The 24924-nt window shown below is 60.5% G+C and carries 24 protein-coding genes; 18 read left to right on the forward strand and 6 right to left on the reverse strand.

The features are described from left to right. Positions 1-28: 28 nt before the first annotated feature. From TZ03_RS03310 to TZ03_RS03325, 4 genes are all read right to left on the reverse strand, one after another. Entirely contained in the window at positions 29-1228 is a 1200-nt protein-coding gene (locus TZ03_RS03310) for a phosphotransferase (protein WP_053388391.1), read from the reverse strand. Continuing rightward, a complete protein-coding gene (locus TZ03_RS03315) occupies positions 1225-2262 on the reverse strand; it encodes an amidohydrolase family protein (RefSeq protein WP_046785891.1) in 1038 nt (345 codons plus the stop codon). The genes TZ03_RS03310 and TZ03_RS03315 overlap by 4 nt, the downstream gene beginning before the upstream one ends. Positions 2263-2404: 142 nt before the next feature. Further along, entirely contained in the window at positions 2405-3316 is a 912-nt protein-coding gene (locus TZ03_RS03320) for a LysR family transcriptional regulator (RefSeq protein WP_046785890.1), read from the reverse strand. Positions 3317-3370: 54 nt separating this feature from the next. Then, positions 3371-4297, reverse strand: coding sequence for a quinone oxidoreductase family protein (locus tag TZ03_RS03325; protein WP_051095716.1), 927 nt, complete (start codon positions 4295-4297; stop codon positions 3371-3373). Positions 4298-4576: 279 nt separating this feature from the next. Between TZ03_RS03325 and TZ03_RS03330 the strand changes: the two genes are divergently transcribed. Continuing rightward, positions 4577-8140 carry an indolepyruvate ferredoxin oxidoreductase family protein gene (locus TZ03_RS03330; protein WP_051095717.1) on the forward strand — a complete coding sequence of 1188 codons (3564 nt, stop codon included), beginning with the start codon at positions 4577-4579 and terminating at the stop codon, positions 8138-8140. A gap of 12 nt (positions 8141-8152) precedes the next feature. Then, positions 8153-8716, forward strand: coding sequence for a GTP cyclohydrolase I FolE (gene folE, locus TZ03_RS03335; RefSeq protein WP_051095718.1), 564 nt, complete (start codon positions 8153-8155; stop codon positions 8714-8716). Positions 8717-8756: 40 nt separating this feature from the next. Here folE and TZ03_RS03340 read toward each other — a convergent pair whose 3' ends face one another. Further along, the gene (locus TZ03_RS03340) at positions 8757-10409 is read right to left on the reverse strand and encodes a methyl-accepting chemotaxis protein (protein ID WP_051095805.1); all 1653 of its coding nucleotides are present in this window, start codon (positions 10407-10409) and stop codon (positions 8757-8759) included. A gap of 344 nt (positions 10410-10753) precedes the next feature. On the opposite strand from TZ03_RS03340, the gene TZ03_RS03345 reads away from it, so the two are divergent. From TZ03_RS03345 to TZ03_RS03390, 10 genes are all read left to right on the forward strand, one after another. Further along, on the forward strand, positions 10754-11590 hold the full coding sequence (locus TZ03_RS03345) for a TonB-dependent receptor (protein WP_256250322.1): 837 nt from the start codon (positions 10754-10756) through the stop codon (positions 11588-11590). 383 nt (positions 11591-11973) lie between these two features. Next, the gene (locus TZ03_RS03350) at positions 11974-12711 is read left to right on the forward strand and encodes a hypothetical protein (protein ID WP_051095719.1); all 738 of its coding nucleotides are present in this window, start codon (positions 11974-11976) and stop codon (positions 12709-12711) included. 113 nt (positions 12712-12824) lie between these two features. Further along, positions 12825-13040, forward strand: a complete 216-nt coding sequence (locus TZ03_RS03355; RefSeq protein WP_051095720.1) for an AlpA family transcriptional regulator — start codon at positions 12825-12827, stop codon at positions 13038-13040. A 4-nt stretch (positions 13041-13044) separates the two neighbouring features. Continuing rightward, complete coding sequence (locus TZ03_RS03360) at positions 13045-13923, forward strand: ParA family protein (RefSeq protein ID WP_051095721.1); 879 nt, start codon at positions 13045-13047, stop codon at positions 13921-13923. 14 nt (positions 13924-13937) lie between these two features. Further along, on the forward strand, positions 13938-15476 hold the full coding sequence (locus TZ03_RS03365) for a ParB family protein (RefSeq protein ID WP_051095722.1): 1539 nt from the start codon (positions 13938-13940) through the stop codon (positions 15474-15476). Between the two features lie 16 nt (positions 15477-15492). After that, a complete protein-coding gene (locus TZ03_RS03370) occupies positions 15493-16044 on the forward strand; it encodes a DUF2857 domain-containing protein (RefSeq protein ID WP_051095723.1) in 552 nt (183 codons plus the stop codon). Further along, positions 16038-17258 (forward strand): STY4528 family pathogenicity island replication protein, encoded by a 1221-nt coding sequence (locus TZ03_RS03375; RefSeq protein WP_051095724.1) that lies wholly within the window; start codon positions 16038-16040, stop codon positions 17256-17258. Before TZ03_RS03370 ends, TZ03_RS03375 begins: the two co-directional genes overlap by 7 nt. Before the next feature lie 150 nt (positions 17259-17408). Then, the gene (locus tag TZ03_RS03380; protein ID WP_051095725.1) at positions 17409-18164 is read left to right on the forward strand and encodes a PFL_4669 family integrating conjugative element protein; all 756 of its coding nucleotides are present in this window, start codon (positions 17409-17411) and stop codon (positions 18162-18164) included. Continuing rightward, a complete protein-coding gene (locus TZ03_RS03385; RefSeq protein ID WP_051095726.1) occupies positions 18161-18655 on the forward strand; it encodes a DUF3158 family protein in 495 nt (164 codons plus the stop codon). The genes TZ03_RS03380 and TZ03_RS03385 overlap by 4 nt, the downstream gene beginning before the upstream one ends. A gap of 5 nt (positions 18656-18660) precedes the next feature. After that, a complete protein-coding gene (locus TZ03_RS03390) occupies positions 18661-19089 on the forward strand; it encodes a single-stranded DNA-binding protein (protein WP_051095727.1) in 429 nt (142 codons plus the stop codon). Between the two features lie 93 nt (positions 19090-19182). On the opposite strand, the gene TZ03_RS03395 is transcribed toward TZ03_RS03390, so the two are convergent. Beyond that, positions 19183-19410 (reverse strand): hypothetical protein, encoded by a 228-nt coding sequence (locus TZ03_RS03395; RefSeq protein ID WP_051095728.1) that lies wholly within the window; start codon positions 19408-19410, stop codon positions 19183-19185. 104 nt (positions 19411-19514) lie between these two features. Between TZ03_RS03395 and TZ03_RS03400 the strand changes: the two genes are divergently transcribed. The 6 genes from TZ03_RS03400 (at position 19515) to TZ03_RS03425 (ending at position 24890) form a co-directional block, all read left to right on the forward strand. After that, positions 19515-19859 carry a helix-turn-helix domain-containing protein gene (locus TZ03_RS03400; protein ID WP_051095729.1) on the forward strand — a complete coding sequence of 115 codons (345 nt, stop codon included), beginning with the start codon at positions 19515-19517 and terminating at the stop codon, positions 19857-19859. A gap of 111 nt (positions 19860-19970) precedes the next feature. Beyond that, positions 19971-21944 carry a DNA topoisomerase III gene (locus tag TZ03_RS03405; protein ID WP_051095730.1) on the forward strand — a complete coding sequence of 658 codons (1974 nt, stop codon included), beginning with the start codon at positions 19971-19973 and terminating at the stop codon, positions 21942-21944. A gap of 736 nt (positions 21945-22680) precedes the next feature. After that, positions 22681-23220: an STY4534 family ICE replication protein gene (locus TZ03_RS03410; RefSeq protein WP_051095731.1), complete on the forward strand. Its 540-nt coding sequence runs from the start codon at positions 22681-22683 to the stop codon at positions 23218-23220. Positions 23221-23287: 67 nt separating this feature from the next. Beyond that, complete coding sequence (locus TZ03_RS03415; RefSeq protein WP_051095807.1) at positions 23288-23545, forward strand: hypothetical protein; 258 nt, start codon at positions 23288-23290, stop codon at positions 23543-23545. Positions 23546-23611: 66 nt separating this feature from the next. After that, entirely contained in the window at positions 23612-24106 is a 495-nt protein-coding gene (locus tag TZ03_RS03420) for a JAB domain-containing protein (RefSeq protein WP_051095732.1), read from the forward strand. 67 nt (positions 24107-24173) lie between these two features. Then, a complete protein-coding gene (locus TZ03_RS03425; protein WP_051095733.1) occupies positions 24174-24890 on the forward strand; it encodes a hypothetical protein in 717 nt (238 codons plus the stop codon). The last annotated feature ends 34 nt before the right edge of the window (positions 24891-24924 follow it).

Below are 24924 nucleotides of genomic sequence, written 5' to 3' on the forward strand. Positions count from 1 at the left end.
CCTCCATGCACGTGCGTTTTGACCATGTTCAATCCTTCAAGAGGTGTGCATAGGCTGGCGTCAGCGGACGAGCGCCCTCGCCCAGCACCGGAGTACGCCGTGGCTTGCGTCCTCGTGTCAGCAGGCGAAGCGTGTCGAAGTCTTCGGCGGCGGTAAAAAATCGCTCCACCATCGGCAATCCTGACTGCCCCCAGTCATCCATGTTCGACATCCATGTCTGCATGCCCCACACCGGCCAACGCCGCAGTTGCTCCCAGGCGGCGTGCTGGTCGAGTACACCAGCCGCTCCCAGACTGATCAACTTTTCGCGGTACACCTGCAGAAGCCGTTGCCCCTCGGCGCGGCGTTCTTCTATCGTCAACGCGCCGAGCATGAAGTACGCCACATCGCGCCATGGCCGCCCGCGTCTTGCCAACTGCCAGTCGAGCCAGATGCGTTGTCCATTGTCACGCTGAAAACTGTTCCCTTGGTGCGAATCGCCATGGATCAAGCAAGAGGGCGAAACCTGTGCCCGCTCGAAGGCAGCCAACTCATCGAAAGCATGGCTGAAGAGCTCTGGCGTCTCATAGATCCAACGAGGTAGACGCTGCCGGTAGTCATCCTTGCCCAGGTTGACCTTGATGTAGTTGTACATACGCAGCAGGCCGTCGTTGTCTACCGGGTTGGCCATCGACACCGGAAGCCAGACCTGACGGTGCAGCCGTGGGTGGGCCCAGGTCACGGCATGCAACGCGGCTAAAGACTCCAGCCCCTGCGCGACTCCATCCACGCCCAGGTGATCAGTGCTGTGGCCGAACTTCCCGGCTGCCAGCCCAAGATCCTCCATTACCACTACGCCGCGCCCACCACCATCGGCGTCCCAATCAGTGAAATACGTGGCAGGCAATGGCGCGCCGGACCACGCGCGGGTCAGATGATAGAAACGCGACTCCAATTCGCAGATATCGCCGCTCTCGAAGCCTTCTGACCAGTTCGATTTCAGGCAGACATGGGACGGTATCCCTGCGCGCTGACCGACCTCGTTCAGCTCGAGCCTGACGCGCAGCTTGGTAGTGTGCCCATTGCGGACCTCCACCACCGCCAACGCCTGCACTTCGATGCCGGGGTAACGCGGCTGCAGCAGCTCCGTCAGCCAAGCGGCGCTGAGGTCGCCGAGTTGTCGCGGCAGCCGCCCGACACGTTGAGGATACGGCCGCCCAGCACTCATCGCCAGCAAACTGCCCGTCACGGCGTCACAGCACGCGCAGCGTGAGCTGGCACTTTCAGTTTGAGCAGTTCAATTGCGTTACCACTGCGGATCCGCTCACGATCCGCAACCGATAGTCCTAGCCCGGCCGTCAGGTCACCGTGGTCATAGGCACCACCGAAGTTTGTACCGTACAGCAAGCGTTCAGAACCCACCACTTCAGCGACACCACGACGCAAACCAGGTGCGTGTACGTCAAGATCGAAGTAGAAGTTCTGCAGATAGTCCAGCAGCGGCCGCTGGTTGCGCGTATCGGGCGCCATAGCTTGGTTGAGTTCGCTGAGTCGGCCCAGTTGGAAGATCGCCATGCCCCCCGCATGGGTGATGTAGGTTTTCAGGGTTGGAAAGACATCCAGGGCACCTCCACAGATTAGGTACCAGAAAAACAGGGTCTCATCGACGCAATCGCCCACAATGGACGTGGTTTCGAACTTGTCGTCGGTATGTTTTTCGCCCCAGTAGATCGACTGATTGAAGCCATGCACCATGATTGGTACATCCAGCTGTGTGAGCTTCTCCCACACTGGGAACAACTGCTCGTCATGAGCTTGCAATCCGTTGAAGTTGGCACCGCCTACGCATACACCCTTGGCCCCCAATTGGGTTACCGCTCGCTCGATTTCCTTGGCTGCGTTGCGCGGATCGGCCAGATTGGCATGGCACCAGAAGTCGAAATGGTCCGGGTCGGCGCGACAGAACTCTGACATCTCGTCGTTGCAAATACGCGCGTATTCGTTGGCAAAATCACCAGCCCAATACATGAAGCAATGCGAAGGCGTGGAGACCACCAGCTTGTCGACACCCCGCTCGGCCATCAACTTGCGACGACTGGCGTGGGTCATGCGTGCCAATAGGTTGACTTGCGCCTCAGCGTCGCTAGTGGCTTTGGCCGGCTGCTTGGTGCCTAGGGAAAAATGGCCGACAGTCAACCCCTGCACCTTCATGAACGGGCCCCAAAATTCGTGGCGGTTCAGCATACCCTCTGTCAGCAGGTGGGCGTGTACATCGATCAGCATGGCGTTCTCCTTGTTGTAATCGGCCAGCAGGCCGTTCGGCAATTTCGGAACCAATTAAAATATAGACATTTATTTTATTTTTGTTCATTTTTATCTGTGTTGCGCATAGCACCCTGAGGAACAACGCAAGGCCAGCAAGGTTTCACGACGTACACGCCATGATCAGGAACTGTCGAAACGCTTGGGCCGATATCGATAACTGCTTGTCGGGTCGCCAAATCAGTCCCAATTCCATGGGCGGAATGACATCCGTCAATGGCCGAGCCTCGATCCTCTTACCCTCCAGGGACCAAGGTCGGTAAAGCATGTCGGAAAGAATGGCGACGCCAAAGCCATGGCCGACCATGCCGCGCAGCGCCTCCATGGAAGAAGTACGAAAAGCCACGTTGGGAGCCAACCCACGAGACGCCCAGTAGCGAAACGTCGAGCTGTCACCTTCATCCACGGTGGCAAGGATGTAGGCGTGCTGCGCCACGTCTTCGAGGTTGATTGAGGAGGCAGTCATTAAGGGGTGCTGGATGGCCAACCAGAGTTGCCGGCGGGACCGAATCAACACCTGATGGGAGAACACATTCAGGCTGGGGGTGTTGGACACTATCACCAAGCCTAGGTCGAGATCGCCATTGTTAACGGCCTGCTCGATGCTGTGGCGATCTATGTCGACGAGTTCGATCTCCACCTGCGGATAGTTGCGCTTGAATCGTGCAAGCAGCGCTGGCAGGAAGTAGCCCAGCAGCGTGTAGGAAGCCCCCACACGCACGCTTCCCCGTGTCGAGTGGCTGAGGAACAGCGGCTCGCTCAGGGCGTCCTGCAACGTTTCGAGGATATGCCGCGCATGCTGGGCAAACTTATTGCCTTCGGCTGTCAGTGTCACGCCATAGGGCAAACGGTCGAAAAGGCTAACACCCATAGTCTCTTCCAGGTGCTGCACCGCGGCGGTGATGGCCGATTGCGACACGTGCACCTTCAGAGCCGCCTGGGAGAACTGACCCGCATCAGCCGCCGCCACGAAGTACCGAAGCTGGCGCATGGAAACGTCTTTGCCCTTGATCATCTGCTATGCCGAGCCCGCCGCCAGAACCAATGAAACCGCTTGCCGCTGCGGCCTTCAGCGGCGGATCGTGGCCGTGATCTTGGCGTGCGGTCCATCTATCTGAGCAGCCCAAGCCTCTGCGGCCTGGTCAAGGGTGAAATCTAGGTAGTCCACGTGTATCTGCTGTTCCCTGGCGATCTTCAACAGTCGCAGCCAGATCTGTTCCCGGTCCGCAGGGGGACGCTGGCCGGTCCCGATGCACGACAGGCTGCGAAACAGCAGGTCGGCGATATCCAGGTTGAGCTGGCGGCCAGCACCAGTGCCAATGGTCATAATGCGTGCGCCCCAATTGGTGGCCTTCAGGGACGTCAGCAAGGGTTGTCCGCACACCAGGTCGAGTACCACATCGAAGCCACCGGCCGCCGCCTCCTTAAGTGCGCCAACATCATCGCTGCCGCCCAGGGTAACGACCTCGTCGGCGATTCCGCGCGACTTCAGCCGGCCAAGTGCCTCCTGTGAACGCGCGGCACCAACGACCTTACCAGCACCCATGCCACGCGCAAGCTGCAGGGCAATCTGTCCCAAGGTGCCGGTGGCGCCGAGCACCAAGACCTTTTCGCCCTCCTGGATCTCGGCCTTTTCCAGCGGCACGATGGCCCCGGTAGCGGCGATACCCATGCTGATCGCGGTTTTGTCGTCCACGTCGTCCGGCACATTCCACACTTCGGCTTGCGGCACCAAAGTGCGCTCGGCCCAGGCACCGTAGGGCAGCACCGAACGCTCACCGAAATATACCCGCCGCCCATCCGGCGCTCGTCCCACGCCCTCACCACGAATGACACAAGGGTATTCGACACCCAGGCGGTAGGCCCCGAGCACATCCCACCCCCCGAGGCCGGCCGTGTCCACGTCGATCAGTACCGCACCGTCTTGCGCTTGCGGCTCATTGAACTCACGTACCTTTGGCAAGGCATTGCGTTCGGAAATGATGGCTGCACGCATGGCTTTCTCCCTTGTCTGTTTTATTTTCAAGCGTCTTCACGATCAATAATTGAACATTTTTTGATTATTTGTCCATATTTAATTAGCATCCAAGCCCGACAGCTCCGGTTTGAGCTGCACAGCATCACCAATGCCGACCCATGCAGGTATTTGAAACACCAATACCTCACCGCTATTTTTGTGATTTTACGATCGCTCCCGTGCTTTCTAGAGGCGGCCTCGACAAGGCATCGCCCTTTACCGGTGCAGCCATACAAGAACAACGCCTGGAGGATGAACATGAGTACCCCGGTTTCTCTGGAAGACAAGTACGTACAACACAGTGGACATGTACTGCTCACGGGGATTCAGGCGCTGGTGCGCCTGCCCCTGATGCAGCGGCTACGCGATCGGGCCAACGGTCTGAATACCGCCGGGTTCATTTCCGGCTATCGCGGCTCGCCGCTAGGCGGCTTCGACCAGGCCCTATGGAAAGCACGTGACTACCTCAAAGCACACCACACAGTGTTCCACCCTGGTATGAACGAAGACCTTGCCGCCACCTCGATCTGGGGTACGCAGCAGGTCAATTTGTTCGAAGGTGCCATGTATGATGGCGTCTTCGGCATGTGGTACGGCAAAGGCCCCGGCGTGGACCGTTGCGGTGATGTTTTCCGCCACGCGAACGCAGCTGGCACATCAAAATTTGGCGGTGTATTAGCCATCGCAGGCGATGACCATGGCGCCCGCTCCTCTTCCCTTCCCCACCAGACCGAGCACATTTTCAAGGCAGTGATGATGCCGGTGTTGGCGCCCTCCGGCGTACAGGAATACCTCGACTACGGCATGCATGGTTGGGCCATGTCGCGCTACTCAGGCTGCTGGGTCGCCCTCAAGGCTGTGGCCGACACGGTTGAAAGCGCGGCGGTCGTCGATATCGACATTCACCGCGTACAACCTGTAATCCCGACCATAGCGTTGCCCGAAGGCGGTCTGAACATCCGCTGGCCCGACCCACCCCTGGCCCAAGAACAGCGCCTGCTGGAGCATAAGCTGTATGCCGCCCTGGCGTATGCCCGTGCCAACCGCATCGATCGCATCGTCATGGATTCGCCGAATGCCCGAATTGGCATTGTCACTTCTGGAAAGTCCTATCTCGACGTGTGCCAGGCCCTGAACATCCTCGGGATCGACGAGCCCCAGGCGCAGAAAATCGGTCTACGCCTGTACAAGGTCGGCATGGTCTGGCCGCTGGAAGCTGAAGGTGTACGCCAGTTCGCCGAAGGCCTGGAGGAGATTGTGGTGGTGGAAGAAAAGCGCCACATGATCGAGTACCAACTCAAGGAAGAGCTCTACAACTGGCGTGAAGACGTACGTCCGCGCATCGTTGGAAAGTTCGACGACAAGGGTGAATGGAGCCTGCCGCACACCGATTGGCTGCTGCCGGCTATCAATGACCTGACGCCGGCGATGATCGCACGCGCCCTGGCCAAGCGAATCCTGCGTCTGCACCCAGGCGGTTCGCTTCAAATGCGCCTAGCCCTATTGGAGGCACAACTGGCCTGCAAAGGCCAGTTCAGCAACCTGATGGAGCGCGTGCCGCACTACTGCTCTGGCTGTCCGCACAATACCTCGACCAAGGTGCCGAAAGGTAGCCGCGCGCTGGCCGGTATCGGCTGCCACTACATGGCCGCCTGGATCTACCCGCAAACCCAAACCTTCAGCCAAATGGGTGGCGAAGGAGTAGCCTGGATCGGCCAAGCGCCCTTTACCACCACCCAACATGTCTTTGCCAACCTGGGTGACGGTACCTACTTCCACTCCGGCATTCTCGCCATTCGTGCCGCCATCGCGGCAAAGGCGCAGATCACCTACAAAATTCTCTACAACGATGCCGTGGCCATGACAGGCGGGCAGCCGGTGGACGGCAACCTGAGCGTGGCACAAATCAGCCGCCAACTGGCTGCAGAAGGCGTTCAGCGCCTGGTGGTGGTCAGTGACGATGTCGAGAAGTACAAAGGCATTCCTGATCTGGCCCAAGGTGTACCGGTAGTACGCCGCGACAAGATGGACGAGGTCCAGGAGCAATTGCGCCAGTTCCAGGGAGTGTCGGCAATCATCTATGACCAGACCTGCGCAGCGGAGAAGCGCAGGCGTCGCAAGCGCGGTAAGTTCCCCGACCCGGCACGTCGAGTGGTGATCAACGAAGCGGTATGTGAAGGCTGTGGCGACTGCAGCAGCAAGTCCAACTGCATGTCGGTGGTGGCGGTGGACACAGAGTACGGCCGCAAGCGCGAGATCGACCAATCTTCGTGCAACAAGGACTTCACTTGCCTCAACGGCTTTTGCCCAAGCTTTGTCACCGTCGAAGGCGGAACGCTGCGCAAGCCACAGGCCCTGGCAGCCAAAGCCGACGATGAATGGGATCTGCCCGCTCCTTCGGTCGTCGCCCTCGAAGAGCCATACAGCATCCTGGTGACTGGTGTGGGCGGCACAGGTGTAGTAACCATCGGTGCCTTACTGGGCATGGCGGCGTTTATCGAGGGTAAGGGTACGCTCAACCTCGACATGGCTGGCATGGCACAAAAAGGCGGCGCCGTCTGGTCACACATTCGCATCGCTGCCCGCCAGGATCAGTTGTTCGCCCCGCGGATCGCCGAAGGTGAAGCAGCCTTGTTGTTGGGCTGCGATCTGGTTGTCAGTGCCAACACCGAAACGTTATCCAAGTTGCGCCAAGGTGTGACGCACGCCCTGGTCAACAGCGAGCAAAGCATTACCAGTGCGTTCGTGCGTACCTTTGCTCTGCAGGCGCAAAGCGGTGATCTGGCCAGCCACCCTGACCCGCAATTCCATACCCGAGGCATGTCAGTGCAAATAGCCGAAACCGTTGGCCCAGCGCGGGCGGACTTTGTCGACGCAAGCAGAATTGCCACGACGCTGATGGGCGATTCAATCGCTACAAATACCTTCATGCTGGGCTATGCCTACCAGAAAGGCTGGTTGCCGGTCGGCGAAGAGGCGCTGGAACAAGCCATCGAGTTGAATGGCACCGCGGTAGCCTTCAACCTGGCAGCCTTCGCCTGGGGCCGACGCAGTGCCCACGATTTGCCACGGGTACTGCGCATTGTCGAAGCCGGCAAAAAGCAAAGCGCCGACCGCATACTTTCGCAAAACCTGGAAGAAATGGTTAAGCGGCGCATGGGCGTCCTGACGCAATATCAGAATAACGCCTATGCCCAACGTTACCGGCAACGCGTGGAGCAGTTCATGGAGGCCGAAACTCGGCTGCTGGGCCAGCCGGACGAGCTGTCCAAAAGCGTTGCCCGCCACTACTTCAAGGTCCTGGCGATCAAAGATGAATATGAGGTAGCCCGACTGTTCAGCAACGGCGACTTTCTGACAAACATCCAGTCAATGTTCGAAGGCAACTACCGCCTGCGGTTCCACTTGGCACCGCCGCTGCTCAACGACAACCGCATTAGCAAAGAGCCCAAAAAACGCAGCTACGGGCCCTGGATGCTGCAAGGCTTCAAGCTGCTGGCCAAACTCAAGAGCCTACGCAACACCTGGCTCGACCCGTTCGGCCATACCCATGAGCGCAAGGTTGAGCGCGACTGGTTGCGTAACTATGAAAGTATTCTGGATGAAGTGCTGGCGGGCCTGCGCAGCGACAACCTGCAACTGGCCCGTGAGCTGCTGGAGCTGCCAAACAGCGTGCGCGGTTACGGGCCAGTAAAAGAGCGCTTTCTACATCATGCTCACCAGCGTCAAGCGCAGCTACTGGAGCAATGGCGTAATGGCTCGACTGCACAGTTTCATGACGCCAGCCAAGCCACCGACAAGATTTCCATCATTCAACTCTAAACAGGGACAATCATGAACGAGGAACTGACCCGAAACTACCGCGAAATTCTGCAGGGCATCGGCGAAAACCCGCATCGCGAGGGCTTGTTGGACACGCCAACGCGCGCGGCGAAAGCCATGCAGTACCTGTGCCATGGCTATCAGCAAAGCCTTGAGCAGATAGTCAACGGCGCACTGTTCGACTCGGACAACGACGAGATGGTCATCGTCCGTGATATCGAATTGTATTCGCTGTGCGAGCACCACCTGTTGCCGTTCATTGGCAAGGCGCACGTTGCCTATATCCCCACAGGCAAAGTGCTGGGGCTGTCGAAGGTGGCGCGTATCGTCGATATGTTTGCTCGCAGACTGCAGATTCAGGAAAACCTGACCCGCCAGGTTGCCGAAGCGATCGCCGAAGTTACCCATGCCGCCGGTGTGGCGGTGGTGATCGAGGCGAAACATATGTGCATGATGATGCGTGGTGTGGAAAAGCAGAACTCGGTAATGAGCACTTCGGTCATGCTCGGATGCATGCGCGACTCGTACAACACTCGCCAAGAGTTCCTACAACTGATTCGTAGCAGTTCGCTCTGACTGATTTTGTGGGGAGCGGCGCATGCCGCTCCTCACAAAATCAGATTTCGAAGCGGAAGCGACTCACTGCCAGGCTCAGTTCATCCGAAAGCTCACGGAGTGATACTACCGCTCCGGACACTTGATGTGTAATCGCATCGCCTTCCCCAGCCATGCGGGCGATGTGCTCGATGTGCTCCGCGATCCCCCGCCCGCCCTCGCTTTGCACACTCACCGCATCAGCGATCTGGTCTACACCTCTAGTCGAGTCCCCAACTAGGTCCGCAGCTTGCTGCAAGGTGCTCTCCAGTTCACTCAGTAGCCTGCCACTGTCATCCAGCGCCACAGTGCCTGCACGCAGAGCGTTGCCAACCGCCTCGGACTGGCCTTCAAGGTTAACTGTCAACTCATTGATTGAATTGGCCGCTTGGGCCGAGCGTTGCGCTAACTGACGCACTTCATCTGCTACCACACTGAAACCGCGCCCACTTTCACCTGCCCGCGCCGCTTCGATCGCCGCATTGAGCGCCAGCAAGTTGGTTTGCGCAGAGAGATCCTTGACCTGGGTGATACTGGCGGTAATCGCCGAGGTGCTTTCGACAAAAGCACCTACCGAGCCGCGAATGGCTAAGAATGCCAGGCGTACGCTGTCGATGTTTTCGAGTAGACGCGACAGCGCCAGGTGTCCATCCTGCGTGCCTCGCAAGCTAGCCTCGGCCGAACCTCGCAGGCTCTGGGCATGATTGGAGATGGCGGCAATACTGGCGCTCATATGCTCGATGGTCATCGATACTACCCCAACCGCACCGGTCTGTGCCGAGGAGCTCTCGGCCACCTGCGCCGAGGCGCCTACCAACGTCTCAGCCGATGCACTGACCGAGGCGGCTACCGCGGCAACCTGACGCATCGCCTGCTGGAAACTGTCAATTAGCTCATTGAACGCCTGCGCAGTGTGAGCGATCTCGTCGCCACCGATCACGCGCACTCGGTGCGTCAGATCACCGTCTCGCAACCTAATCGATGCCTGCTCGATTTCCCGGATGGGGCGCAAGATCTGCCCCCGTAACAAAAGACTGACCAGCAACGCCAGAGCACTGGCGGCCAGTGATATCACTACTAGCATCTTTGATACCTGACGCTGCAAAGCTTCGGCCTCGGCAAACGCGTCAGAGGTCAGTTGCGCCTGCAGCGCTAACAGGCGGTTGAATTGCGCTTGCAAGCCGTTGCTGTCAGCGCGCACCCGTCCCAACAACGAAGCAGCCTGAATCTGATCTTTCAAGGCAGTGCGCTGAAAATCGTCCAGTCCCTCGATCACTACAGCAGCCTGCTCCTGCACCGCCCGATAGAGTGCCTTTTCCTCGTCACCCAAGCGGGTCTCACGGGCTGCATTGCCAAGGCCAGTGCGCATGTCGTCGACACTCGCCCGTATATCCTCGAAGTAAGATTCCAGTTCCTCCAGCTCGGTCTGCCCACCGGATTCAAGAATGCGTGCCCCCGTGGCATAGGCCCCAACCATCGCCGCCTGCAGAGCAGTCGCGGTTTCCAAGACCTGCCTATATTGCTGGAAGCGCAACTGTTGAATTTCTTCGATCACTGCCTGCTGCCTGGCCAGCCCGTGGTAGGCGACACCCGAGACAACCAATAATGCAAGTACGAACAAGATGGGCAGGACCAAAAGCTTGGCGCCAATGGAGAATTTCTGTGCAAAGAGCATGATCAAAGACCGTTCTTCTTGTTATGAGGAGCCTCTAGCTTAGTAAGTCTTCACGAGTAATTCTATATTTGATATTAAATTCTCAATATAGAATAATATAGACTAGCCACTGTGCCTCTCGAATGGCCCAACCGCCACTTACCCAGTACAAAGATCATAAAATGCCCACTCACTTTATCGCGAGATGGGACAGACTCTGCGCCTTACCAATGCTCCACTGGTTTGTTCCTCTCACCTAGCTCTGCTCGGTTCATGGTTCCTTTTCCCGATTTTAAGCCCTCAAAGGCCGCCCTCAGATTGCCTTTATCAAAGACACTGGCTTTACTCTGCTCAATGCGTGTGCTCTGTCGGATAAATGGCTGCTCAACACCGGCGTACGTCTGGACTACTACAACACTCGGGTGCACCAGAGCGGCACGCAGAACCTGCAGAACATCGCCAACCTGTTCAGCTACCAGGTGGGCCTGGTGCACAAACCCATCGACAACCTAAGCCTCTATTCCTCGTACGGCACCTCGGCCAATCCGCCCGGCGCCAACGGTGGCACGGGGGGCGGCAACGACCAACTAACCGCGGCCAATGACGACCTCTCACCCGAGCGCAGCCGCAATATCGAAGTGGGGGCCAAGTGGGATGTGCTAGACGGTCGCCTGTCGCTGACTTCGGCGATTTTCCAGACCGACAAGACCAACGCACGTGTCAGCGATGGCCTAGGCGGTATCGAGAACGCCGGTTCCCAGCGCGTACGCGGCGTGGAACTGGGTGTGGCCGGCGAGTTGACCCCGCAATGGCGTGTGTTCGGCGGCTACTCTTACCTCAATGCCGTTACCACCGATGCCGGCGATGCTAACGAATCGGCATCGGGCCTGCCAATGGTCATGGTACCCAAACACAATCTGACGCTCTGGACCTACTATGATGTGACGCCGAAATGGACGGTGGGCACCAGCGTGAAAGCTTCCAGCCTGATCTACGCGTCGGTCAGCGACACCACGCGTAAGTGGACACCAGGCTACGCCGAGGTCGATGCCATGGCGTCTTACAAATTCTCCAAGTCGCTGGACGTTCATCTGAAACTGAAGAACCTGTTCGACCTTCAGTACTTTGCCTCATCCTACCCAATCTATGCGACCTGGGCTGAAGGCCGCTCGGCCCAGATGACGCTGAACTTCCATTACTAATTCCGAAGCAGACACAGCGTCGTACTCATAGGCTAGAGGCAAAGAGCGCAAGGCCTAGGTCTGGAGCTCCTGTCTTTAGCCGCGAGTATTTGGCACGACAGGTGCCATACAATGCACCGACCGATTTGAGCGACGATGTCTGGATCAGCGTGGCAACCTTGCCAGGGCAGCCACATTTAGTCAGACAGACTCAGATTTAGGGACGAGAGAGCAGCGCCGAAACCTGTCGTGACCACCACTACCCTGCCGAACCAACTGATCAGAACATTGTCACCACCATTGGATCTTAAACGGTCTTGTTGGAGTCAGGCTCACTAGACTGAGGCCAAGATCATTGCCCCCGCCAGCGAGTCTAGGACGAATTCAGCAGGAGGCTGTGCGTCATGATCTCAATCAGAAGCTCTTACCACCCTATCGATGCCGCGATTCTCTGGTGTGACCTCGAAGATCACCAAGACGAGATTCTGCAGATAGACCTCTCTCACCCCGGTAGTTTGCTCAAGCACTTTCCACAATGGCCTTTTCTCCACGCCTATGCCGAGCGCATCTACGATGCCATCGCCTGTGGTGAGTTACCTGCGACCTACCTAGGACGTCCGATCACTACAGACAGCCAAGCGGACCGCGTCTACTGGTCCATTCGCCATGTGGATCTTCGCCTTTGGTTTGTACGCAACTACCCGGCAGAGAAGCCCACATTCTTGTTTTCGCAAAATATCGATCATGCTGAATGCGTGAGCCTGAACGCTTATTTGGCACTGCAAGCGGAGCACGATGCAGCCTTACGCAAGTTCGAAAATCTACGCCAAACACATTCGGCTGCCGTCGACGAGGTGACAGCTCTCGCTGCTCATAACAAAGAACTATCAGAGCGGCTTGACGCCCTCGGGATTCCCTCCGAAGCGTCTGCAGGTACGCAATGCATAATCGTCGGTGCACTGCTGGAGGTCACGCTGGGCAAATCGAAGGACGGCCGTGTGCAGTCAATCTACAGGTCCCAGAGTGCTCTAGTCGAAGAGATTACGCGCCGGTTCCCTGGTACTCCCGGCCTGAGCAAAAGTACCCTTGATCGGAGATTTGCCGACGCGCGTCGGCATTTGGCCCAAGTCACACGGGGCTAACGCTGCATTGTCAGGCAATGGTCGGCATTGCCTGACAATGTTTTTTCTCTCCTGTCGACCTTCACTGACTGTCACATCCCACTGCGCACCACATGGTGCTACGGAGTGACATCATGCAACCGATCAGCCCTGCCCCTCTGCCTACCGACCGCCACATCATGCGTCGCGATGAGGTCGAACAGAAAACCGGTTTCAAGCGCTCGCACATCTACAACCTGATGAAGGCCGGCCAGTTCCCGCAATGCCGGAGGATCGGTACGCGTGCCGTCGGCTGGGATTCACTGGAGATCGAGAAGTGGGTCCAGGATCGTCTGGCGCTCAAGGAGTAGCGCCATGCACGTTCTCTCGCTGATCTCGACCAAGGGCGGCGCGGGTAAGACCACGGTCGCCGCCAACTTGGGCGGAGTCCTTGCCGATGCGGGCTTTCGCGTATTGCTGCTGGACCTGGACAGCCAACCGACGCTGTCCAGCTACTACGCCTTGTGCGCACCCCGTGAGGCCGGCAGCTACGAGCTCATCGCCCAGGGTCTCACCGCGCCTGAGCAGGTCATCTCCACGACGGTCATTCAACATCTGGATCTGATCGTCTCCAACGACCGCGCCGGACACATCAACACCCTGCTCTTGCATGCCGCCGATGGCCGCCTGCGTTTACGCAACCTGCTGCCGGCCTTCCAGGATCAATACGATGTGCTCATTATTGATACTCAAGGGGCACGCAGCGTCGTGGTGGAGATGGTCATCCTCGCCTCCGATTGCGCCCTGTGCCCGGTCCCACCGGAAATGCTCGCCGCGCGCGAGCTGCGCCGTGGCACCCTGGGGCTGTTTGACGAATTGGAGCCCTACCGCTACCTGGGGGTGGCGTTGCCATCGGTGAAGCTGTTGCTCAACCAGGTCAACGCCAATCGCCGCGATACCCGCTTAATCATGCAGAGCCTGCAAGCGTCCTTTGAAGGCGATCCTCACGTCAGCGTGTGCGCCACGGTCATTCCCGACCGCGTGGCCTACCCCAATGCCGCCTCGCTGGGACTGCCTGTGCACCGGGTCGAGCCCACCCCGCCCCCCAGAAGCCGCAGCCCTTGTGCCGCGGAGGTGATGCGTGCCTTGGCAGTCGAATTGTTCCCGCAATGGGCCAAGCGGCTGGTCGGGGCCGGTCCGCAGATGCCCAGCCAGCAGTCAGCAGTCGAATGCCGGCTGATCCGTCGTGGCTGATCGGAGGATGTGTGATGAAACCGCCGACCTCCGAAGACATCACGCGTCAACTGCAGCAGTCGCATTTCCCGCAAAAACACGACCGTGAGGCCACGGTAGTGCCGATCAGTGACACACCCATGGTGGTCAGTCTCGAGCAGTTGCGCCCCTACGAGCTCAACCCACGCATTGTCCGCAACCCGCTGTACGACGAAATCAAAGCGTCGATCCGCGAACGCGGCCTGGACCAGCCCCCGGCCATTACCCGCCGGCCGGATGAGCAGCACTTCATCATCCGTAACGGCGGCAATACGCGGCTGAGCATCCTCGCTGAGCTTTGGCAGGAAACCCGCGAGGAGCGGTTCTTTCGCATCCATTGCCTGTTTCGTCCTTGGCAGTCCGAGTGCCATGCCTTGCTCGGGCATCTGGCTGAAAGCGACTTGCATGGCCAACTCACGTTCATCGAACGGTCGCTGGCCGTGGCGAAACTCAAGGACATGTTTCAGGAACCGGACAGGCCTCTCAGTCAACGGGAGCTCTCCGTGCACTTGAGCCAGGGTGGCTATCCCATCTCCCAATCCCATATCAGTCGCATGTTCGACGCGTTGGAGCACTTGCTGCCTGCCATTCCACTGGTGCTGTATGCGGGTCTCGGCAAACCCGCCATCGATCGCCTGATAACGGTAAGGCGTCGCGCGGAATCGAGCTGGAATCGCTATTTCGGTGATACCCAACAGTTCGCGCTGCTGTGGCTGGAGGTGCTGTCAACGTTTGACGGTGAAACACCTGAGCTGGACGCGAGCGAGTTGCAGGACGAACTGATTGCCCAAATGGCGGTGGCGCTACAGCAGACACCCCGTCTGCTGGCCCTGGAAATGCATCAGGAGCAACGCCTTTCGCCTATCATGTCGCCCGCTCTCCAACCGGTGCCGCAGGATCTGGCGAGCAAGCCTGTGGAGTCGCCACCTACCCTTGAGGCCGCGTCTGGAACAGCCACTGAGTTGCCCAGCCCAGACCCGGCAGATTCTGGCAGTGATCCCTCGCTGGTGGTGGAACCACGCCTGCCCCACATTCGCCAAGCGTTGAGTGATGAGCCGCCTTCTGCGAAGCAACCCGATGGTGGGAAAGCCGTTCAGCCGCAGGTGGGCCCATCTCCATCGTCCCCCGCTTCGCCGGACGACATCAGCAGCTTGCGTGAACGCTGTGCGGAATTGGCGGCTAACCTTGCCGATTATGCTGATGCCGCAGCCTTGGTCAGCCCGCACCCTGATGGACTCGGGTTCACGCTGTCACCTGAACACAGCGATCGGCTTAGCCCGCGACACACCGGCATTCAGCTGATCCTCTCGGCCTTGCTACGCCTGCAGGATGATGTGAGCTGGAGCCAACGCCAGCAGTTGCCAGCCGCATTGTTTGGTCAGTTGCTGATCGGCGTCTACGACCTGCCCTTTGCCGAGCGCCCTGCCCTGACCGTGGGCCTCGAACGACTCCCCGACGCCCAGCTGGAGCAGCTGTTCACGCTGATCCGCCACGCTCGGCAGTTGATCGAGCTGACGCTGTCGCCCACTCGTTAACGTGAGGAACTGCCTCATGAGCACGACCTTCAATCTGTTGAACCATGCCATGTTGAATCAGGTGCTGCATGAACTGCGCCATGGTCGCCTGCAGCGTTGCAAAGCCCTGGGCTTGGCCGACGAGGACATCGAAGTGCTGCAGTCGCTGCCGCCGACCACCTTGTCGCACCTGGCGCACTCGTCGATCGCCTGGGTCGAGGTCAAAGTCGACACCACCGTGCTGCGCCGCCTGATTGTCCAGGCTGAACGCGATGAACAGAACGAGCGCTTGATCAACCGCGCGCTCAAGTTGGGCGCGAGCTCCAACATCATGTACCGCTGCTTCGGCCTGGACCATTCGGAAACCGCCCTGCGGCGCCGCGTGCTGAAGATCGAGACCCACCGCGGCCGCCCGGTCCAGCTCAGTGAGGCGCAGGAACATGCGGTGTGGCACCGCTGGAGCCAGTTGCGGGCGGAAGATCCGGACAATGATCCGCTGGACACAATGATGATGCTTGCCGAGGAGCAGCAGATCAGCCTGACCCTGGTCTGGCAACAGGTCGAACTGTACGGAGGTGCGCCATGCTGAGTTTCTACGAGGTCGATTGGCAGGACGTGGTGCGCCAGTGTTATGACGCCCTCCGGCGGCGTAACGAGTGGCAGGCAGCGCAAGCCAAATCGGTCGCATCCGCCGAGGAAGCGCCGCTGCGCACGATCTACTACGGCGACAATAATCCGTTGCCGCAGGCCTTGCTGCTCGATCGTCGGCTGACGCCGCTGGAGCGCAACACCTGGCAGGTATTGCGCTGGTTGATCACCGAGCGCCAGGTGAAAACGCCGCATTACCAGGACCTGCAGCCTTACCTCGCGACCAGCCCCTGCGGTAACCAGGCATCGCGCGAAACCATCGCCCGTGCACTGAACGTCTTGCGGACCACCCGCTGGCTCAGCCTGGTCGACCGCTCTCGCGATACCCAAGGTTGCCTGCGCGGTTGCGTCTACGTGCTGCACGGTGATCCGCTGACGCCGGCGGAGCAGCTTGAGCTGGACAGCGGCTACGCAGGGTTACTGCAACAGAACCTCAGCCATGCCACCAAGGGCGTACGTGATGTGACGCAGCATGTGCTTACCGAAATTCAAGCCGACCCGCAGGTCGCCCAGGGCGACAAGGACAGGCTGCGCTCACTGCCCCCGACACAGCAACACACGCTGCCGCTGATGAACGAAGACGCGCAAGCGCAACATTCCGAACCTGGTCTGCGCCACCCCGTTCGGAATCCTCACGCCTCGGCCACCGAATCCGAACCCTGCGACAATGCACCGGTTGCGGCTGTAGTTCGGAATGCCGACGCCGGCCGTACCGTACAGAAAGACCAAAGCAAAAAAAGTACGGTACTGGCGCAGGTGGAATTCGGTCGAGCGCAATGGCCGGAGGATCTACCGCTCAACCCGACCGAGCGGCGCATGGCCACCCAGGCGATGCGTCAGCTCGAGCCTGAGCAGCAACAAGCGGTGATCAACGAAGCGGCGGTGCGCTGCGCCCGCGGCGAGATCCGAAAACCGGTCGCCTACTTGATGGGTTTGATCAAGCGCGCCTGCCAGGGCGAATTCACCCTCTGGGCGGCCCGCGCCGACGCGACAACGCCTGCGGCTGCGCCGTCACGCGCATCAAGGCCGGAGTCAGTGTCGACGCTGGCCAGCGAACGGCCACACCGCAACGGTCAGCGCACCGCCTCGCCACTCGCCCTCTCCTGCCTGGCGGAACTGAAGCAACGCTGTCGCGGCCTCGGTACAGCGTCATAGGCAGTGGACGCCTGTGGAATTGATGCCACTGCCATCAAATCCATACTGATCCACTGCCGGTAATGCGAGCACGTCAGCTTCACGTTGATCCCCCTCGGCCTTCACCGTTCAGCCCATCGTCAGCCTCACTTCGACGGCGAGGTACTGGCAATGGCCGATCACTACCAGCTCAACCTGGGCTCCTTGCGCAGCAGCATCACCCTCACCCTGCACACCCACCATGCGGCGCGATTGTGGCAGGGCCGTAGCCGCCGCGACGGGGTGCACCCGATTCTCGGTATGCCCGGCTACATCGCAGTCACCAACCTGCTCAAGCAGGCGAGCAGCCAGGACGATCCGTACGCCGACTGGTTCATGCTGCAGTTGGAAGAAAAGCTGCTGCAGGCCAAGGCCCAGATACGCACGCTGACCCAGCAAGTCAGCCACGTCGAGCGCGCCCTGCCGCCTCAGGTCGATGTCGGAGACAACCTCAACATCCACCCCGTCACCCTGCCGCTGTTCATCGGCAGCCAGCTGGGCTTTCTCGCGATCTACCTGCTGACCGACTACGACGTCCTGGTCCGTCGGGTACTGCTCGCCCACCACACCGCGCTGATCGGTCGCATGGACATGGAATCCTGGATCGATGGTGGTGCCCATGTCCTGCGCAGCCTGTTGGGCCTGGCGCAGCACTACCGCGTGGCCGGCGTCAGCCGGGATGACATGGCCGCCAACAACGCCCGCGCGCGCGAAGCCATCGACAAATTCGGCCTGCCGCCGCAGGACATTCTGGAGGGTGCCCGCCGCTCGCAATTCGCCCCGCCCATCGCCCGTAAAGGTGCGGCGGCGGTGACCGAAGCCCTCGAAGCGCCAGAGACCGAGCCCCCGCCCACACCGGATGCGCCAGTCGACGGGGGTGACGTATGACCCTGGCTGACGCGATTGCCCGGCGTTTGTCCGCAGAGGCCTATCGCGAGCTCGCACAAGGTGCCTCCCTAAAAGGCCTTTTAAAGCCTTTTAAGGGTAAGGGGGAGCTGCAGCAGTTCGCCGAGACGATCCTGCGCCTGCGCACCCAGGTCGCCGAGTTGATGGGGGTGATGCTGGCGATCGTAGCGCAGCCACCCTTCGCGCTGCTGGACCTGCGACTGGTGGTCCAGCACAGCGCGACCGGCACCGACTTTTTACGTTGGCGCAGCCCAGACTTTCAGCGCATGGGCGTGGCGGTGTGGCAGGAGGCGATGGTTCATCCGTTACTCCACCCCGAGCTGCGGCAGGCGCTGTATCAGCTGGAGACCAACCGCGTGGTGCTGAACCTGCAGATGAGCAGCCTGCAGTCGCTGTATCGCCAAGCCATCGCCGGTGCCAGCAAGCTCGAGGTCGCCGAACTCGCCCTTTCCCGTTCCCCCACCGAGGAGTAGCACGCATGAGTACGTTCTTTGTTGGCGAAGGCAACATCGGCAGCGTTCCGGAATTTCAGGAATTCAACAACAACCCGGAGGAACCACGGCGCCTGTTGCGGTTGAACGTGTATTTCGACAACCCGGTACCGCGCGAAGGCGGCTACGAGGATCGCGGCGGCTACTGGGCCCCGGTCGAGCTCTGGCACCGTGACGCCGAGCACTGGAGCACCCTGTTCCAGAAGGGCATGCGCATCCTGGTCGAGGGTCGGACGGTCAAGGACGAGTGGGAAGACAGCGAGGACAATGCGCGGGTGACCTTCAAGGTAGAGGCGCGGCGTATTGGCATCCTGCCGCACCGCCTGGCGTCGGTGTCCATGCGCGAGAAGGCCCAGGAAAACGCCGGTTCCGGGCGCAAAGGGGCCAGCAAGAAGGCGTCGCGCAAGACCACTTGAGCGGGTGGATTTCAGTGGAATCACGGCCCGCAGCGCGATATCGCTGGATCTGTGCAGCCTGCCCGGCGGGCAACCCTTACGCCTGCGGCACTTTCACTCTCGCCGGACTTTCCCCCGTTGGGCCCCCTCCAACAACTGCGACACGTCCTCCAGGTACTGGTCCAGGGCAAGGAATGCCCGCCAGTGCGCCGGACTTTCCTGGACCCAGTCGATCAACCTGGCGCGCGCCTCGACGTTATCCGGTTCCAGGTGGGTGGCCATGAATAGCTCATAGGCCTTGATCGCTAGCGCATCCGCCTCAGTCTGGTTTGATCCGTGCAAATCGCAGCCTCCGTGTGGACAGGCGGGTGATACAACTATTTTTTGGTCGTTCATATCTTGGGGTGGTTGGTCAGCCATATGAGTTGAACCGGAGAGCGCCCCCGTTGCCAGTCAAAGAGCCTAGCCCACATCACATTGGCCGCCAGTTGGCGGCGTATCGTCGCGCCCGTGGTCTGACCCAAGCGAAGGTAGGCGAGTACCTGAACATCTCCGGTGAAGCCGTGTCGCGACTCGAACGTGGCCAGGTTGAGCTCTCCGTGAGTAAGCTGCTGCAACTGGCCGACCTTTACGGTTGCCCCGCCGATGAGCTGCTACTGGCCATCAGCCCTCGCCCCCAGGACCAGGACGTGCAGATCACGTCGATCATCAAGGCGCTGGGCGAAGCAGATAAGCAGTTTGCCTTGGAGTTTCTGCAAACGCTGGCCACCCACCTGGCGCAGCGCAAGTAACCGTCTGCCGGATCTCGCTGCACACCAACAGGAGCGCGGCGGCTTCGGATTATCGCTGGTGCTCCCTCCCCACCCCGCCACCCTATCGGTACCCACCGAGAGGGCCTGCGTATGCGCCTTTTTATTTGCGAAAAACCATCTCAAGCCCGCGATATCGCGCGCGTGCTGCAAGCCAGTCGGCGGGGCGACGGCTGCCTGCAGGGGACGGGTGTCACCGTCACCTGGTGCGTCGGCCATCTGCTGGAAACCGCGCCCCCTGAAGCCTATGGCGACTACAAACGCTGGTCGCTGGACGATCTGCCGATCATTCCCGCCCGCTGGCAACTGGTCGTCAAACCCAAGGTCGCCAGTCAACTGAAGGTCATCCACCAGTTGCTACGCACCTGCAGCGAGGTGGTGATCGCCACCGACGCCGACCGTGAGGGCGAGATGATCGCCCGGGAGATTCTCGAGCGCTGCCAGTACCAGGGTCCGGTCCTGCGCCTGTGGCTCTCGGCCCTTGATGACGCCTCGATCCGTAGGGGCCTGGGTAGCTTGCATCCGGGCGAGCAGACCTTACCGCTGTACCACTGCGCACTGGCCCGCTCCCGCGCGGACTGGCTGGTGGGCATCAACCTGAGCCGGTTGTTCACCCTGCTCGGTCGCCGCGCCGGCTTCGATGGTCTGTTGCCGGTGGGGCGTGTGCAGACGCCGACGCTGCGCCTGGTGGTCGAACGCGACCGGGCGATCGCGAGCTTCGTGCCGCAGCAGTTCTGGACCGTCGACGCTCAGCTGGAAGTCGATGGCACGCGCTTTCAGGCGCGCTGGCAGCCACCCGCCGAGGTTTGCGACGACGCCAGGCGTTGCATCGACGAGGTAGACGCACAGGCGGCAGCGCGGCGCCTGATTCGGCAGGCATCGGCCAAAGTCCACAGCGTGGAGGTCGAGCGGGTTCGCGAAGGCCCACCGCTGCCCTTTGATCTGGGCACCCTGCAGGAGGTCTGCTCAGCCAAGCTCGGGCTTGGTGCGCAGGAGACCCTGGGGATCGCCCAGGCGCTGTACGAGACCCACAAGGCGACCACCTACCCGCGCACCGACTGCGGCTACCTCCCCGAGAGCATGCTCGATGAGGTACCGCGTGTCCTTCACGCCCTGGCGGCGGCCGCGCCTTCACTGGGACAAACGCTAAAAGACCTCGACCCTTGCCGCCGCTCCCGCGCCTGGAACAGCAGCAAGATCACGGCGCACCACGGCATCATACCCACCGCCGTTTCACTGGACCTGGCGCAGCTCTCCGAGCGCGAACGGGCGGTGTACACGTTGATTCGCGCCCGCTACCTGGCGCAGTTTCTGCCCGAGCATGAATACCTCAAAACCCAGGCGCTGCTCCACAGCCAGGCTGATCGGTTACTCGCCCGCGGCAAGCAGATCCTAACTCGCGGCTGGAAAGCGGTGATCAACGAAGGCGATGGTCACGAGCCGGTTGAGCAGGCCCAGCGCGTGCCGACACTGCATGAGGCGGCAGCATTGACCTTGACCGACGCGACGGTCAACGCGCAGCGCACCCAGCCGCCCAAGGCCTACACGGAAGGCACCCTGGTCAAGGCCATGAAAACCATCGCCAACCAGGTGGCCGACCCGCGGCTCAAGCAGACGCTCAAGGACAGTTGCGGCCTCGGCACCGAGGCGACCCGCGCCGCCATCATCCAAGGCCTGATCGATCACGGCTACCTGACCAAGAAGAAACGCAGTCTGGCCGCTTCGGCGGCGGCGCATACCTTGATCGAGGCGGTACCGCCTGAAGTCGCCGACCCGGTGCTGACCGCGCTGTGGGAACAGGCGCTGGACCGCATCGAGTCAGGCCAACTGAGTGTCGAGACCTTCCTCGCCAAGCAGGCGGAGTGGCTGACCCGGCTGGTGCGCAGTCACGCCTCGCTCACCCTGCGCGCGCCCCCCAGCAAGGGACCGTTCTGCCCGGTGTGCCGCAGTGCCATGCGTCAGCGCAAGGGTCGCACTGGCAGCTTCTGGTCCTGCACCCGCTACCCGGAATGCAAGGGCACCAAGCCGGTGGCGAAACCCAAGCAGGGGAAAAAAACCGTGACTTGACGAGGCACCATCGCGCTGGTGTAGTGAGGGTGCCCTTCGCCGCGAGGCGATCCAAGACCGATTCGCTCCGGGCAGCTCGGTCAGACTCGTAGAGTTCGGAGCCACTCTTCTCTGCATCTTCGGATGGCTTCACCGCGTTCCCAAGTTGTCCAGGTGGATGACCCGTGCGGCTTGTGCCAGGCCTCAGGGGTCATCCGCTTCGGCGACGATGCTCAGCTCCGGTGCCCGCCGGCGAAACACTGGGCACCTTTTGTGCGCGGATGCGTGCCAGTTGATGCCGACCCAGACCACGACAAGGGTCGGGTGATCCAGATGGATCGGCAGGGGAGATTGTGCGACGAACCCCGCTGTCAGATTGCCGGATCAAGGGTGGTCCAATTCTTCCTAGCCTGATGACCGTCGGGCTATTTTTTCGCCTTCGAAAATCCACAGAACACCACCGTATTCCGTGGCCAAAACTGCCTGAAACTCACGGTTGACGGGGCTTTTCCCGCGTTTTATAGATGAGCTGCACACCGCTGTCGTTGACAGCGTAAAGGTAGCCAGAACCTTCAAGGCTACGCCCGTTTTCGGGTGGTTCTCCCCAAGTGCGATGCGCGCTCGGCAGCTCGCACGGTCACCGTCCCCTCGGTGATGAGCGCTCTCTACACCGACACGTTTTTGCACTCCCCTTGCGGAACTCACCCGCCGCCAGGGCCGGTGGAGGTCCGCGTTTCAGCTGAACAGGAGCGCCATCATGACGACTGCAAGCAATAACGCCCCCACCATCTACTTCAACCTGCACACCAGCGGCATTGGTTACCTGAACCGTGTTCGCGAAGTCCCGGTCCGCCGCGGCCAAGCCTTCATGGCGTGCGACATCGCCGCCTTGCACGGTGCCTCGGACGACGTCGAGTACACCCGCTTCGACTGCAAGGTCGCCAGTGGTGAAGCCGACCGGCTGATCCGTGAACACCTGGAAGACGTCCGTGCTGAACGCAAGGTCTTGATCGCGTTTCGCATCGGCGACCTCTGGGTGGATCCCTTCCTGTACGAGAAAGGCGAGCGCAAGGGGCAACCCGGCGCCAGCCTCAAAGGCCGCCTGATCTTCATCGAGTGGATCAAGGTCGACGGCCAGTTCAGCTACCGTGCGCCCGCTCGCACCGACGCTGCCAGCGCCCCTGACGCTCCAGAGGAACCGGAAGCGGAAAACGCGGACACCGGCGGTGACGCCGATCAGCGTCAGCCAACTCCGACCGCCGCACATAAATCCACCGCAGTACCTCAGCCTGCCTGAGGCAGCTTGACCGCCAACAACAGGTGCTCCCACGAGCACCTGTTGTTCACTCATGTCGGAGGTTGCCATGGAAATCTTCTGGCTTTGCGAAGACTGCCTACAGACGGTCGCCTATGACGACTTCAGCGCGCTGTCGCTGTACTACAGCGAGGCTGAAGTCGAGCAACGCATCGTCCACCTGCGCACCCAACTGCAGGCCCTGATGCCACTGAGCGCCGATTTCGATCCACACACCGGCGCCGGTTTCGAGGCCTTTTCCACCCGACCGTGCGAGGGCTGCCAAAGCTCGCCCCACGGTGCCCGTCATCGCTTCACGCGTCTTTGAGTCACGCATTTCACCAGCCTGGGGCACTCCCCCAGGGGGCGCTCCATCTCCCACGAGGAATTGCCCATGAACACTGCCCTGAACCGGGTCGACCCACTGGACCCCGTGTTGGCCCAACGCGTCCGTGAGGATACGCTGATCACCGAAGCCTTGCAGTTGCTGGACCAGCGTCACTTCCAGCGCGGCGAGCAGCTGATCACCCCCGCCGATGCCGCGGCCTACCTGAAACTGCGACTCGCCCCATACCACCACGAGGTGTTTGCCCTGCTCTGCCTCGACTCGCGTCACCGCGTGTTGAGCTTCGACATTCTGTTCACCGGCAGCATCGACGGTGCCTCCGTGTATCCCCGCGAGGTGGTCATCAAGGCACTGCAGCACAACGCGGCCGCCGTGATCTTCAGCCACAACCACCCTTCCGGCTGCTCGGAACCGAGCGGTGCCGATCGGATACTCACCACACGCCTGACCGAGGCCCTGGCCCTGATTGAGGTCCGCGTCCTTGACCACATCATCGTCGGCGAAGGCACCCCGCTTTCGTTGGCCGAATACGGCTGGCTCTAACAGCCCACCTCTGTCCAAGGAGGCCATCGCCAATTCGGGGTGGCCTCTGCGCCTTCGGAGAACCATCATGCATCCATCGACTCGCAATCCGTTTCTTCGCGGCGTCCAGAACCTCAGCTACGAACGCGTCGTCCAGATCAATTATGCCGACGACTGCCCGCCCTGCTACCGCGCGCTGCACCCAGCCCAGAACCAGCTACCCAATGAGGCCATCAACTTGCAGCCGTGCCTGTTCGATGACGACTATGCCGTTATCACCGACAGCGAAAGGGTGCCACCATTAGTGCGCATGCGCTGCCCGGTGGACGGTCTAGTAAGGACGGTGCTCTATCAGGTCATTGACAGTCACCTCGGACGCCTGCTGCAACTCGGCGACCTCCCCAGCGAGGAAGCTGCGCGCGACCTGGTCGAGCAGCTTTCCTTTGCCACCGGACACTACAGCCGCAGTTGGGAAATCAGCAGCGCTCACCTGCCGGCGGAAGCGTTCGAGTACCTGCAAGTACGCGCGTGGTGTAATTCACCGGCGAGCTTCTTCGAGTGTTTTGAACTCAACAGCAGCCATGCCGTCGGCTGCAAGTTGTATTCGACACCCTGGGTAGTAGGAATGGGGACAGGAAGCAGCAGTTGCAGCATCGACGAAGTCAGTGCACGCCTGCGCGATGATCATGTACCGCCCGCGTTACTCCAGCTGCTCCTGCTGGCAGGTCAGGCTGACACCCGTTTTCTGATCTTTGACCCCGACGCCGCAGCGCTTCCGGAGCTGCCCCTGTTCACTGAAAACTGATCCAAGGCGCCCCATACGGGCGCCTTTTTTTTGG

It is taken from the genome of Pseudomonas sp. 10-1B, assembly GCF_000935045.1.
Lineage (GTDB): Bacteria > Pseudomonadota > Gammaproteobacteria > Pseudomonadales > Pseudomonadaceae > Aquipseudomonas.

What these genes read in the sequence shown, in the direction of transcription:
- TZ03_RS03315 (WP_046785891.1), bottom strand. Translation starts at nt 2,262, where the DNA reads ATGCTGATCGATGTACACGCCCACCTGCTGACAGAGGGTATGCTGAAC.
- TZ03_RS03320 (WP_046785890.1), bottom strand. Translation starts at nt 3,316, where the DNA reads ATGATCAAGGGCAAAGACGTTTCCATGCGCCAGCTTCGGTACTTCGTG.
- TZ03_RS03325 (WP_051095716.1), bottom strand. Translation starts at nt 4,297, where the DNA reads ATGCGTGCAGCCATCATTTCCGAACGCAATGCCTTGCCAAAGGTACGT.
- TZ03_RS03330 (WP_051095717.1), top strand. Translation starts at nt 4,577, where the DNA reads ATGAGTACCCCGGTTTCTCTGGAAGACAAGTACGTACAACACAGTGGA.
- folE (WP_051095718.1), top strand. Translation starts at nt 8,153, where the DNA reads ATGAACGAGGAACTGACCCGAAACTACCGCGAAATTCTGCAGGGCATC.
- TZ03_RS03340 (WP_051095805.1), bottom strand. Translation starts at nt 10,409, where the DNA reads ATGCTCTTTGCACAGAAATTCTCCATTGGCGCCAAGCTTTTGGTCCTG.
- TZ03_RS03350 (WP_051095719.1), top strand. Translation starts at nt 11,974, where the DNA reads ATGATCTCAATCAGAAGCTCTTACCACCCTATCGATGCCGCGATTCTC.
- TZ03_RS03355 (WP_051095720.1), top strand. Translation starts at nt 12,825, where the DNA reads ATGCAACCGATCAGCCCTGCCCCTCTGCCTACCGACCGCCACATCATG.
- TZ03_RS03360 (WP_051095721.1), top strand. Translation starts at nt 13,045, where the DNA reads ATGCACGTTCTCTCGCTGATCTCGACCAAGGGCGGCGCGGGTAAGACC.
- TZ03_RS03365 (WP_051095722.1), top strand. Translation starts at nt 13,938, where the DNA reads ATGAAACCGCCGACCTCCGAAGACATCACGCGTCAACTGCAGCAGTCG.
- TZ03_RS03370 (WP_051095723.1), top strand. Translation starts at nt 15,493, where the DNA reads ATGAGCACGACCTTCAATCTGTTGAACCATGCCATGTTGAATCAGGTG.
- TZ03_RS03375 (WP_051095724.1), top strand. Translation starts at nt 16,038, where the DNA reads ATGCTGAGTTTCTACGAGGTCGATTGGCAGGACGTGGTGCGCCAGTGT.
- TZ03_RS03380 (WP_051095725.1), top strand. Translation starts at nt 17,409, where the DNA reads ATGGCCGATCACTACCAGCTCAACCTGGGCTCCTTGCGCAGCAGCATC.
- TZ03_RS03385 (WP_051095726.1), top strand. Translation starts at nt 18,161, where the DNA reads ATGACCCTGGCTGACGCGATTGCCCGGCGTTTGTCCGCAGAGGCCTAT.
- TZ03_RS03390 (WP_051095727.1), top strand. Translation starts at nt 18,661, where the DNA reads ATGAGTACGTTCTTTGTTGGCGAAGGCAACATCGGCAGCGTTCCGGAA.
- TZ03_RS03405 (WP_051095730.1), top strand. Translation starts at nt 19,971, where the DNA reads ATGCGCCTTTTTATTTGCGAAAAACCATCTCAAGCCCGCGATATCGCG.
- TZ03_RS03410 (WP_051095731.1), top strand. Translation starts at nt 22,681, where the DNA reads ATGACGACTGCAAGCAATAACGCCCCCACCATCTACTTCAACCTGCAC.
- TZ03_RS03415 (WP_051095807.1), top strand. Translation starts at nt 23,288, where the DNA reads ATGGAAATCTTCTGGCTTTGCGAAGACTGCCTACAGACGGTCGCCTAT.
- TZ03_RS03420 (WP_051095732.1), top strand. Translation starts at nt 23,612, where the DNA reads ATGAACACTGCCCTGAACCGGGTCGACCCACTGGACCCCGTGTTGGCC.
- TZ03_RS03425 (WP_051095733.1), top strand. Translation starts at nt 24,174, where the DNA reads ATGCATCCATCGACTCGCAATCCGTTTCTTCGCGGCGTCCAGAACCTC.